Here is an 11,779-nt window from a genome sequence, read left to right as displayed (position 1 = left end):
TCCGGCGCCAGCGCTTGGTTTTTCTCGTCTTAGGCGCCGAACAGGGCGTCGGAACCGTAATCAAAGAACCCGCGCCGGGTTTTGCGGCCGAGCTGCCCGGCCGCCACCATCCGGCGCAGCAGCGGAGGGGGAAACGTCCGCGGATTGTTGGTGACCGAGAAGAACGCCTCCGAGGCGCGCAGTTGCGTGTCCAGCCCGATGAGATCGATCAGCTCGCACGGCCCCATGGCGAAGCCCATGGCCGCCTTCAACGCCTTGTCGATGTCGGCGGGCTCGGCGACCCCGGCCTCCACCATGCGGATCACGTCGTTGTGGTAGGGCACGCAAAAGAAATTGAGCACGAAGCCCGGCCGGTCCCTGGTTTCGACAGGATGCTGGCCGGTGGCACGCTGGAAGGCCCAGGCCTGATCCCAGCTCGCCGCCGAGGTCTGGATCGCCTTTGACATCTCCACCAGCCGCATCAGCTGCGCCGGGAGACAATAGTGCGCTCCGACCACCCGATCCGGCCGCCCCGAACCCGCCGCGAGCTCGGTTATGGAAAGCGTCGAGGTGTTGGTGAGAAAAAGGGTTTCATCCCCGCACACCGCATTCAGGGTCGACAGCAGCCGCTGCTTGGCTGCCAGTTCCTCGTAGATCGCCTCGACGACCACGTCCGCCTCGGCGAGGACTGAAACGTCCTTGACGTAGGACAGGCGCGCGGTCGCCGCGGCCGCGGCCGCGGCATCGAGCTTGCCCTTGCGCACCGAGCTTTCGAAAAACGCCTCCACCTGGCGCTTCGCGCGGTCGAGGGCATCGGGGCTCTCGTCGAACACGAGGGTGTTCAGCCCCGAGCGCGCAATGGTGATCGCGATGCCGGCGCCCATCGTTCCCGCACCGGCGACCGCGGCGGCGTTCCACTCCCAGGCCATCTGCAACTGCCTTTTTGAATTTATATTCAGTTTTTATCCCGCCCCTCCGATCTTCGTCAAGACCTGACCGCAGGCTTCCGTCCAAACCGGGCATTTCGCAGATCGGCGTTATCGTGCGCCGTAGCCTTTGCGAATGCGTGATCTGGCGCACCACCGGGCCGGTCTCGCAAAGGCAGGCGCGCGTGTTCCGCTATTGACAGCGCCAAGCGCCTTCAGTCAAAAATGATTGAACGAGTAATTATTTTATGACGGACGCTCCATGCTGCCGCTGCATCGCCTTCCCCCAGCACCTGACGCACCGCCCTGCACGCTGCTCGCCGGCGTCAGAGTGCTTGACCTCACCACCTCCATCGCCGCCCCCTATGCCACCATGCTGCTCGCCGATCTCGGCGCGGAGATCACGAAGATCGAGCGCCCGGGACGCGGCGACGACTCCCGGGCCTGGGGACCGCCTTTCCTCGACGGGGAGTCGCTCTGGTACCTGAGCGTGAACCGCAACAAGGCGAGCGTGGCGCTCGACTATGCCCAACCGGAGGGCCTCGCGGTGCTGCACCGTCTCGTGGCGGTCAGCGACGTGGTGGTGCTCAACCTCGTTCCGCGGGTTCAGAAAAAGCTGAAAGTGGACCGGGAGACGCTGCGCGCCCTCAACCCGAACCTCGTGTTCGTCTCCATCACCGGCTTTGGCCTCGATGGCGTGCGGGCCGACAAGACCTCCTACGATATCGTGGCGGAAGGCTTCAGCGGGGTCATGGACCTCACGGGCGAGCCGGACAGCCCGCCGCAGAAGGTGGGCACCCCTGCGGCCGATCTTCTCTCGGGCATGGATGCCGTCATCGGCACCCTCGCCGCCCTGTACGACCGCGCGAAGAACGCACGGGGCCACACCATCGACGTCTCCATGTTCGAGAGCATGACCCGCTTTCTCACCCCCCGTGTGGTCACTTATCTCGGCTCCGGCGAGGTGCCCCGCCGCTCCGGCGGCAAGGACAGCGTCATCGCCATCTACCAGGCGTTCGACACGGCCGACGATCCGATCACCCTCGGCCTCGGCAACGACGGCTTGTGGCGCCGCTTCTGGGAGGCGATCGGCGACCCGGCCTTCGGCGCCGATCCGCGTTTCGGGAGCAACGCCGACCGCCATGCGTCGCGGGCGGAGATCGTGGCGCATATCCAGGCGCGCCTTCTCACGAAGCCGCGCGCCCACTGGCTGGACCTCTTCGATGCCGCCGGCATCCCCTGCGGCCCCATCAACCGGATCGACCAGATGGTGGAAGACCCGGAACTTCAGGCTCGCGGCTTCCTCTACCGGATGGAGGACAACGGCCGCACCATTCCCCAGGTCGGCCTCGGCATCGGCATCGACGGGTCCACCTGCGGGCCACGCCGCGCCCCGCCGGTGCTGGGCGCCGATACGCGCGACGTGCTCGCCGGCTGGATCGGACTCGATGCCACCGAAATCGATCGCCTGAGTCGCCAAGGAGTGATCTGACCCCCATGACCATACTGGACAGGCTCGATGCTCAGCTGGACCTCAGCGAGAGCGAACGCATGCTATTCGACAGCGTCTGCACGCTCGCGCGGGACCAGTTCGCGCCGAAGGCTTCGCATTACGACGAAACCAGCGCGTTTCCCTGGGAAAACGTGCAGGCGATCAACGCCCTCGGCCTCAATGCCATGTTCATTCCGGAGGCCTATGGCGGCGCCGAGCTGAGCTATCGCGCCTATCTGGCCTGCGTCCGGGAGATCAGCCGCGCCTGCGCGTCCACCGGCATCATCTGGGCGACCAATTTCCACGCCATCAAGCCGGTGGTGGCCTTCGCCAGCGAGGAACAGAAGGCGCGTCTCCTGCCGCGCATCGCGGATGGCGGCCTCGCGGCCCTCGCCATCACCGAGCCCGGCGCGGGGTCCGACGCCACGGGCATGAAAACCCGGTTCACCCCCGATGGGGACGACATCATCGTCGATGGCGGCAAGTGCTTCATCACCAACGGCGACGTGGCGGATCTCTATCTCCTGTTCGGCAAGTGGTCCGAGATCGAGGACCCCAAGGCGGCGATCTCTGTGCTGGTGCTTGAAAAGGGTACTCCCGGCCTTTCCGTGCTGGGCACGGAGAAGAAGATGGGACACCGCGCCTCCAGTACGGCGGTCCTCGCCTTTGACGGCTGCCGTGTCCCCCGTGCGAACCTCATCGGCGCGCCCGGTGAGGGGCTCGACATCCTTTTCGGCTCTCTCAACCGGTCGCGCCCGAGCGTCGCCGCCCATGCGCTGGGCATCGCGCGGAGCGCGTTCGAGCGGGCTGTCGCCTACGTCAACGAGCGCAGGCAGAACGGCCGGCGCATCATCGACAACCAGGGCATCCAGTTCCTGCTCGCCGATCTCGCCACGGACATCGTGCTGGCCGAGAGCTGGCTGTGGCGTGTGGCGGACATGGTGGAGAGTGGCACGGACGACTTCGGCATCGAATCCTCCATGCTGAAGATGAAGGCGACGGACGTCGCCATGCGCGTGACCGAAGAGGCCGTCCAGCTGTTCGGCGGCTACGGCTACTGCCGGGAATACGAGGTGGAGCGCCTGATGCGCGACGCCAAGATCACCCAGATCTGGGAGGGCACCAACCAGGTGCATCGCCAGCTGATCGGCCGCTCGTTCGCGCAGAAGAAGAGCAACCGCTGATGTTCGACCTCAAGCTCGACGGCGCGAAGGCCGTCCTCACTTTGTGCCGCCCGCCGGTCAATGCCATCAACGCGGAATGGCTCGCAGGCTTCCACGCCTTGCTGGACCGGCTGGAGGGCGCTGCTGGATTGTCGGTCCTCCTCATCCGCTCTGATCAGAAGATATTCTGCGCCGGCATGGATCTCGACCACGTCCGCGCCCTCTTCGCCCGTGCCGACGGCGCGGATGCCATGGTGGGCGACGTGTCCGAGTTCCAGCGCCTGTTCGCCCGCATCGAGGCCCTTCCGGCCGTGGTGGTGTGCGAGATCGGCGGCGCGGCACTCGGCGGCGGGCTTGAACTGGCGCTCGCCTGCGACATCCGCATCGCATCGCACAAGGCGAAGCTCGGCCTGCCCGAAGCGCGCCTCGGGCTCATCCCGGGTGCCGGCGGCACCCAGCGCCTGACGCGCCTGTGCGGACGGGGAATCGCCTCCCGCATCATCCTCTCCGCAGACACGCTCGACGGCGCGACGGCGGAGCGGCTCGGCCTCGTGCAATGGTCCTGCCCCCCGGAGGCGCTGGAGGCGACCGTAGAGGCGGTGGTCACCCGCATCGCCGGGCTCGCGCCGGCGGCCGTTCGCGAGGCGAAAGCCCTCATCGCCGCCGCCGGCGACCCGGCGCGAGACGGATACGCCGAGGAACGCGAGGCGGATCGCCGCTTGTTCGACCAGGCCGACACACGAACCCGCATCGCCGATTTTCTCGCCGGTGCCCGCTGAGGAGCGCGTTTCATGGACTACACGGATATCCGCTACGAGGTGGCAGACCGCATCGCCACCATCACCATCGACCGCGAAAAGCGGCTCAATGCCTTTCGCGGACGCACGGTGGAGGAGTTGCTGCACGCCTTCCGCGCCGCCTGGGCGGATGACGATGTGGGGGCGGTGATCTTCACCGGGGCGGGCAACAAGGCGTTCTGCGTCGGCGGAGACCAGAAGGAATTCGTCGAGACCGGAAGCTATGGCCTGAGCCAGAACGGGCGCTGGGAGATCGAGGACCTGCACGTCGCCATCCGCTCCATTCCCAAGCCGGTCATTGCCGCGGTGAACGGATTCGCCATCGGTGGAGGCAACGTGCTGGCAGCGGTGTGCGACGTGGCGATCGCCGCCGAGCACGCCCGTTTCGGACAGGTTGGGCCCCGCGTCGGATCGTTCGATGCCGGCTGGGGCACCCATCTCACCCGGCTCATCGGCGAGCGCAGGGCACGCGAGATGTGGTTCTTCTGTCGCCAGTACACGGCGACGGAGGTGGAGCGCTGGGGCCTTGTCAACAAGGTGGTGCCGGGGGACAGCCTGGTGGCCGAAGCCACGGCCTGGGCGCGGGAGACTGTCGCACTCAGCCCGACGGCATTGAAATTTCTTAAATGTGCGTTCAATTTGGAGTCTGGTGGACTGGGCGCGCAGGCGCTGTTCGCCGATGCCGGCCTCCAGCTGTATCTGGAATCGCCGGAGTGCCAGGAGGGTCGGGTCGCCTTCGCCGAGAAGCGTGCCCCCGACTTCGCGGCCAGACGGAAGGGATAAGGGGCTGGATGGATCAGACCGTGCTGCCAACGCGTCGACCCGCCCGCAAGAGCGGGACGACGCCGACGCGCCGCCACCGCAAGACGGAGCAGCGGCGCCAGCAGATTTTCTCCGGGGCGCTCAGCTGCTTCGAGCAGAAGGGCTACCATGAGACCACGGTCGCCGATATCGCGGCCGCCGCCGGCGTCAGCTCGGGCCTGATCTACCAGTATTTCAACGACAAGCGAGACCTGCTTTTCCAGGTGATCCTGGAAATCCTCGAAGCCTACAACCGCGACGTCCCGAGCGCGCTGATCGGCGTCAAGGACCCGCTGGAACGGCTCCAGGCCGCGGCGATCGCCTATTACAAGGTGATCGATCAGCGCGTTCAGGCCACCCTGTTCGCCTATCGCGAGAGCGCCTCCCTTGAGAAGGAGCAGATCGCGATCCTGAAGTCCAAGGAGCTTCAGACCAACCAGTTGATCGTGGACTGCGTTCTGGAATGCGAACGCGCCGGCTTCTGCATGGACGTCGATCCGGAACTCGCCACCTACTGGATCATCAACTCCGCCCACGCCTGGGGGCTCAAGAACTGGCGGCTGCGCAAGGTCATCAGCTTCGAAGACTATGCCCGCAAGACCCTTGGCGTCATCATCCGCGGCATGTTGAATGACGCGGGCGAGGCGCATTTCTCACGCCACAACCTGCTGGATGGCCGCCCGCTCTGATTTCCGCCACCGCCCCTGTGCCAAGGGCCCGGCCGGAAGGGCGGATGCCGGACAATGAGCCGGCATCCGGTCGCGCGGGCCTACTTCTTCATGACCAGAGGGCACTCCCCCTCGGCGAGCGGGCGGAATGCATCCTGCGGATCGATACGGGCGACGATCTCGTAGAGATCCCAGGGCTCTTTCTGCTGCGACGGCGCCTTGATCCGCGCGAGATAGGCGGGGCGCATCAACCGGCCGTCCGCGCGGATTTCGAGGTTGTCGCTGTAGAAATCATTCACCGGCGTCGCCCGCATCTTGTCGACCACCGTCGTGACATCCGTGGTCCCCGCCGCCTTCACGGCTTTTAGATAATGGGTCACCGCGCTGTAGACGCCGGCGTGCGCCTCGGTCGGCATCACCTTGTTGCGGGCGAAGAAGCGGCGCGAGAAAGCCGCCGCCTCGGGGTTCTGGTTCCAGTAGAAGATGGTCGAGAATTCAAGCCCCTGCCCCAACTGGGTGCCGATGGCATAAGCGTCGGAGACCAGAAGCATGCCCACCACCAGGCGCTGGCGGGGGGTGATCTGGAATTCGGACGCCTGCTTGATGGCATTCACCGTGTCGTTGCCCGAATTCAGGATGGCGACCGCCTTGGCCCCGGAGCCCTGCGCCTGAAGCAGGAAGGAAGAGAAGTCCGTGGTGCCCTGCGGATGATAGACGACCCCGACCACCTTGCCGCCCCGGGCCTCGATGACCTTGCGCGTCTCCTCCGCCAGCGAGCGCCCGAACGCATAGTCGGAAGCGATCAGGAACCAGCTGTCCACGCCCTGCGCCAGCAGCGTCTTCGGCAAGGCGTTGGCGAACATGTAAGTGTCGTGAGTCCAGTGCAGGCCGTTGCGGGTGCAACTCTTGCCGGTGATGGCCGTGCTCGCCGCCGAAGCGAAGAGCGCGATCCGGTTCTTTTCCGCCGCCAGCCCCTGCACGCTCAGGGCAACCGCAGAATTCCCCATGCCCGTGATCACCTGCACCTGATCCTCGTCGAACCAGCGGCGGGCGATGGCCGCGCCGATATCGGCCTTGTTCTGATGATCGGCCCCGAGCACCTCGATCGGCCGACCGAGGACGGTGCCGCCGAAGTCTTCCGCAGCCATGCGGGCGGCATCGACCGTCGGCGGGCCGAGGGCCGACGACAGATAGCCGGAAATGTCGGTAAGCACGCCAACGCGGACCGGGCCGGCCGATCCGTCGGCCGATGCGGCCGGCAATCCGGACACCGCCATAAACCCTGCCGCAAGCGCAGCCAGCAGAACAGCTCGCATGTTTCCTCCTCCTGAAGCTTGATTCATTTTTGAGGCGGCGTGGTATTCCGCCCGTCCCTACCCTGCCGAAGCGGTGGCCGTGTCCACCTCAGCCCGCTGTCGCAACAGGAACTTCTGGATCTTCCCGCTGGCCGTGCGGGGCATTTCCGCGATGATCTCGAGACGCTCGGGGAAATAGGTTCGGGTCACGCCGCACGCGGCGAGAAAGCGGGTCATTTCGGCCATGTCGAAGCCGTCCGTGCCCCGCAAGGTGACATAGGCACAGGCGCGTTCGCCGAGCCGCGGATCCGGCACGGCCACGATGGCCGCGTCGGCGATCGCCGGGTGGCGGTACAGCACGTTCTCCACGTCCGCGACCGGGATCTTCTCGCCACCGCGAATGACGATGTCCTTGGCACGGCCGGTGATTCTGAGATAGCCGGCGTCATCCACGTAGCCGAGGTCGCCGGTCTCGAACCAGCCGTCCGCATCGGTGTCGTTGAGGTCGGGACGCTTGAGATAGCCGACGAAATTGAACGGCCCCCGCGCCTGCAATCGCCCCTCCACGCGGGGTGGCACCGGCACGCCGCTGGAATTCACGATGCGGATCTGCGTGCCGGGGAGCGGCGCGCCGTCGGTGGCGGAAACCCGCTCGGCGCTGTCCGCGGGGTGGGAGATGGTGACGAGTGCCACCTCAGTCATGCCCCATGCCGAGCCGATGCGGACGCCGAGGCGCTCCGCCGCCCGTTCCACAAGCACTTTCGGCACCGGCGCTCCGGCGAGGAGGAAGGCGTTCAGCGATCCAAGATCCGCCCCTTCGGCCTCCTGAACGCCGAGGAGATCCGTCAGGAAGGTGGGGGCGGCGACGCTGAACGTGGCGCGTTCCGCCGCAATCAGCTGCGCCGCACGCTGCGGCACCCACTGGTCCAGGTAGACGACGCGGGCACCGAGGAAGATCGGAAGGAAGATCCCCCAGAGATAGCCGGTCTGGTGCGCGAGGGGCGACGCCATGAAGATCGTGTCGCCGGCGCCGAGACCATTGCGCTCCGCGAAGGCACGGGTCGCGGCGAGAAGCGTGTTCGAGGTCTGCATCACGCCCTTGGGCGCGCCCGTGGTGCCCGAGGTGAACATGATTTCCGTGACGGCGTCGGCATGGGTGAAGGCCTTCGGGATGGCCACACGGGACGGTAGCCCCTCGAAGCCGTCCGGCGCCGCCTCATCGACCACGACCACATGGCGAAGCCCGGGAAGGTCCTTCCGCAATCCATCAAGGAGAGACGGATAGTCCACCTGCCGGAAGCTGCGGGGAATGAAGAGAATCCGCGTGTCGCACAGGCTGAGTGCCGCCTTCAGCTCATGGGCCCTGGCGGTGGGCATGAGCGGATTGACGATGCAGCCGAGCCGCGTGCAGGCGAGCACGATGGCTGAGAACTGCCACCAGCACGGCAGTTGCACCGACACGATTGTGCCCGGCTGGGCGCCGAGCGCGGCAAGGCCGGCGGCGATGCGCTCCGCCTCCCCGGCGAGTTCGCGATAGGTGAGGCGCGTCACGCGTCCCCCATCCTTCCGGGCGGACACGATCGCCTCGGCGTCCGGGTGGGCCAGGACGGCGCGATCGAGGCAATCGACGAGGCGTTCGTCCGTCCAGAAGCCCTGCTGCTTCATGCGCGCGATCCGCTCGGACTGAAGCATGACGCCCAGCCGGGCAGCGATCGTCTCGGGCGCAAGATCCTGATCCATCTTTCCCCACGATTATGAATAGGCATCCACGTGCCAAATCCCCGTGGGAAAGGTATCAGCGAGGAACTGTTCGCACAATAAAATTGACTACTCATTTATTTTTTGTTCGAGTGCCGATGGAGGGCTCAATGGAAAAGATGATCGAGACCGTGGTGGAAGACGGGGTTGCGCGGATAACGCTCAATCGCCCGCACGTCCTGAACGCGGTCAATCTTCAGATGATCGTGCAGCTTCGTGCTGTCCTGAGCGAACTGCGCCACAATCCCGATGCCCGGGTGCTCCTGCTTACCGGCGCGGGCCGCGCCTTCTGCGCCGGCATCGACCTCGGCGCGCCTTTCATGCAGGAGGAGGAGGGGCAAGCGGACCCTAGCCGGCGGTTCCGGGCCCTGATGGATGACGCCATCAACGGCCTGATGCGTGACCTCTATGCCTTCGACCGGCCGAAGATTGCGGCGGTCAACGGCGCCGCCGTCGGGGGCGGCTGCGGGCTAGCCCTCGTCTGCGACATGGTTCTCGCAGCGCGGTCGTCCTACTTCCTTTTCCCGTTCGCACCGCGTCTCGCGCGGGTGCCTGACATGGGGATGACCTGGTTCTTGCCGCGACTTCTCGGCCGCAGCCGGGCCCTCGGCCTTGCCATGCTTGGCGACCGGTTGCCGGCGGCACAGGCGGAGCAGTGGGGCCTCGTCTGGAAGTGCGTCGAGGACGAGGCGCTGCAGGGCGAAGCGACGGCACTGGCGCATCGCCTCAGAGAAGGTCCGCCGCGGGCGTTCGCCGAACAGACCCGGATTCTCGATGCCGCCCCCTTCAACTCGTTCGGCGATCAGCTGGACCTTGAACGGGACGTTCAGGCCGCACTTGTCTGCACGCCGGATGCCATTGAGGCGGTCCAGGCTTTCCGGGAGAAGCGCCCAGCCTATTTCGGCTGGCCGGCGAACCCCACCAAAGGCCGGTCCCAGCAAGAGGCCCAGCCGCGCGCGAAACATCGCGGCGGCGGCGCCTGAGCCTCCCGAAGGCGGCGTCAGACCGCGCGGCCAGGACAACCCGAACCAACACAACAAGAATGGGAGGAGAACAAAAATGGATCGCAGGACTTTTCTGAAGGTCGGCGCCGGTGTTGCGGCGATGTCGCCGGGTATCGTGCTGGCCAAGGACGATTTCCCGAACCGTCCGATCCGCCTCGTCGTGGGATTTCCGCCGGGCGGTCAGTCCGACATCTTCGCGCGGCGCTACGCCGAACGTGTCAGCCCCCTCCTCGGCGTCCCGGTCGTCATTGACAACAAGCCCGGAGCCTCGGCGAGCATCGCAAATGCGTCGGTGGCGCGGTCTACGCCGGATGGGTACACGCTGTCGTTCGCCACATCGAGCCTGATCCTCTACGCCCTTCTGAACTCCAAGGCCGGTTACGACCCCGTTACGAGCTTTAGCCCCATCGCGATCGTGGGGGAGACGCCGATGGTCATCGGCGTCAACAAGGCCAAACTTCCGGTCGAGAATCTCGAAGCCCTTATCCGGGAGATCAAGGCCAATCCGGGGAAATACTCTGCCGCGTCCACCGGCATCGGCGCCATCGCCCACTATTCGCTCGAGCTTTTCAAGATGGAGGCGGGCGGCCTCGACCTCGTCCACGTGCCCTACACCGGAGGCGCGGCAGCCCTTTTGGGTCTCATCAGGGGAGAGGTGGACCTCTTCATCGAAACGCTGACGAGCATGCTGCCCTATTCCCAGGAGAGCGGCCCCCTTCGCCTGCTCGCCTATTGCAGCGACAAGCGGGCCTCATACGCGCCCGCCATACCGACGACCCGCGAGGCGGGTCTTCCCGGCATGCTGGCCAGCACGTTCAACGCGGTACTTGCGCCGGCCGGCACCCCGGCCGCGGTCGTCGGCAAGCTGGCGGACATCACGCACGACGTCATGTCCAAGACCGCCTTTCAGGACGAGATTCGCGCCTCGCTCATCGACCCGATCGCGGATTCGAACCCCGTCAGCGCGAAAGACTACATCGCCAGCAATCTGGAAAAATGGCGGCTCGTCACGGCGAAGGCAAAGATTTCGCTGGAATGAAGCACAATCCGGGGCGCCTCAGTCCATGACATAGTTGAGGCAGAAGCGGCCGCCCTCCACATTGACCACCTCGCCGGTCATGAAGCTCGAGTCCGGGCCGGCGAGGAAGGCCACCACGCCTGCGATCTCCTCGGGAGTTCCCACCCTGCCGATTGGCGTGCGAGACAGGATGCGGCGGCGCGCGGCTTCGTCTCCCAGCAGCCTCTCCCGGGTCATTTCCGTCACGACCGTACCCGGCGCAACGGCGTTGACGCGGATGCCGTGGCCGGCAAGGCCGAGAGCCATGGATCTGGTCAGCGACACGACCGCCCCCTTGGACGTCGCATAGGGGACGCTGGTCGGCGTCGACATGGTCGCGCTCACGGAGGCGATGTTGACGATGGCGCCCCCGCCGTTTCCCATCATCAGCCGCGCCGCAGCCTGCCCGCACAGAAGGACGGACTTGACGTTGACCCGGAGCGTCTCGTCGAGGACGGCCTCGGTCAGCTCAAGGAAGTGGGCGGGAATGTTGATGGCGGCATTGTTGACCAGCACGTCGAGCCGGCCATGTTCAGCCCTTACCGCCTCGAAGACGGCGGCAACCGCCGCGGCCGAGCCGACGTCGCACGCCATGAAGGAGGCCCGGGGTCCTAGCGAGCCGATGGCGTCCTTGGGTTCGACACGGTCAAGCAGGATGGTGGAATAGCCATCGGCGAGGAAACGCCGGGCGCAGGCAAACCCGATGCCCCGCCCGGCTCCCGTCACCACCGCGACTTTTGGATCTGCGCGGGAAATCATCGGCATGTCCTCCGAAAGTATGGCCTGCGTGAAGACCGGGCCGCGAGGCCGGAGGCGCCATCAACGCCGACGGCCCCCAC

Annotated in this window: 11 protein-coding genes; 7 read left to right on the top strand and 4 right to left on the bottom strand. The window is 66.1% G+C overall.

What is annotated here, in order from left to right; all coding sequences use genetic code 11:
• Positions 1-29 precede the first annotated feature (29 nt).
• Entirely contained in the window at positions 30-908 is an 879-nt protein-coding gene (locus tag ACE3QW_RS04635; RefSeq protein WP_374250642.1) for a 3-hydroxyacyl-CoA dehydrogenase family protein, read from the bottom strand.
• Positions 909-1,167: 259 nt separating this feature from the next.
• On the opposite strand from ACE3QW_RS04635, the gene ACE3QW_RS04630 reads away from it, so the two are divergent.
• From ACE3QW_RS04630 to ACE3QW_RS04610, 5 genes are read left to right on the top strand one after another with little or no spacing between them, the layout of a single operon-like run.
• A complete protein-coding gene (locus ACE3QW_RS04630) occupies positions 1,168-2,397 on the top strand; it encodes a CaiB/BaiF CoA transferase family protein (RefSeq protein WP_374250641.1) in 1,230 nt (409 codons plus the stop codon).
• A gap of 5 nt (positions 2,398-2,402) precedes the next feature.
• Positions 2,403-3,581: an acyl-CoA dehydrogenase family protein gene (locus ACE3QW_RS04625; protein ID WP_374250640.1), complete on the top strand. Its 1,179-nt coding sequence runs from the start codon at positions 2,403-2,405 to the stop codon at positions 3,579-3,581.
• Positions 3,581-4,339, top strand: coding sequence for an enoyl-CoA hydratase/isomerase family protein (locus tag ACE3QW_RS04620; RefSeq protein ID WP_374250639.1), 759 nt, complete (start codon positions 3,581-3,583; stop codon positions 4,337-4,339). The genes ACE3QW_RS04625 and ACE3QW_RS04620 overlap by 1 nt, the downstream gene beginning before the upstream one ends.
• 12 nt (positions 4,340-4,351) lie before the next feature.
• On the top strand, positions 4,352-5,140 hold the full coding sequence (locus ACE3QW_RS04615; RefSeq protein WP_374250638.1) for an enoyl-CoA hydratase-related protein: 789 nt from the start codon (positions 4,352-4,354) through the stop codon (positions 5,138-5,140).
• 8 nt (positions 5,141-5,148) lie between these two features.
• Positions 5,149-5,847 (top strand): TetR/AcrR family transcriptional regulator, encoded by a 699-nt coding sequence (locus ACE3QW_RS04610; protein WP_051679054.1) that lies wholly within the window; start codon positions 5,149-5,151, stop codon positions 5,845-5,847.
• A gap of 80 nt (positions 5,848-5,927) precedes the next feature.
• On the opposite strand, the gene ACE3QW_RS04605 is transcribed toward ACE3QW_RS04610, so the two are convergent.
• Together ACE3QW_RS04605 and ACE3QW_RS04600 are read right to left on the bottom strand one after the other, a co-directional pair.
• Positions 5,928-7,142 carry an ABC transporter substrate-binding protein gene (locus ACE3QW_RS04605; RefSeq protein ID WP_374250636.1) on the bottom strand — a complete coding sequence of 405 codons (1,215 nt, stop codon included), beginning with the start codon at positions 7,140-7,142 and terminating at the stop codon, positions 5,928-5,930.
• 57 nt (positions 7,143-7,199) lie between these two features.
• The gene (locus ACE3QW_RS04600; protein WP_374250635.1) at positions 7,200-8,861 is read right to left on the bottom strand and encodes an AMP-binding protein; all 1,662 of its coding nucleotides are present in this window, start codon (positions 8,859-8,861) and stop codon (positions 7,200-7,202) included.
• Positions 8,862-8,989: 128 nt separating this feature from the next.
• Between ACE3QW_RS04600 and ACE3QW_RS04595 the strand changes: the two genes are divergently transcribed.
• Positions 8,990-9,862, top strand: coding sequence for an enoyl-CoA hydratase-related protein (locus ACE3QW_RS04595; RefSeq protein WP_374250634.1), 873 nt, complete (start codon positions 8,990-8,992; stop codon positions 9,860-9,862).
• 76 nt (positions 9,863-9,938) lie between these two features.
• Positions 9,939-10,922, top strand: coding sequence for a Bug family tripartite tricarboxylate transporter substrate binding protein (locus ACE3QW_RS04590; protein ID WP_374250633.1), 984 nt, complete (start codon positions 9,939-9,941; stop codon positions 10,920-10,922).
• 18 nt (positions 10,923-10,940) lie between these two features.
• On the opposite strand, the gene ACE3QW_RS04585 is transcribed toward ACE3QW_RS04590, so the two are convergent.
• Positions 10,941-11,699, bottom strand: coding sequence for an SDR family NAD(P)-dependent oxidoreductase (locus ACE3QW_RS04585; RefSeq protein WP_374250632.1), 759 nt, complete (start codon positions 11,697-11,699; stop codon positions 10,941-10,943).
• Between the last annotated feature and the right edge of the window lie 80 nt (positions 11,700-11,779).

It is taken from the genome of Xanthobacter sp., assembly GCF_041911315.1.
In the GTDB taxonomy this organism is placed as follows: Bacteria; Pseudomonadota; Alphaproteobacteria; order Rhizobiales; family Xanthobacteraceae; genus Xanthobacter; species Xanthobacter aminoxidans.
The sequence above is the reverse complement of the archived record's forward strand: the minus strand, read 5'-3'. Positions and strand labels throughout refer to the sequence as shown.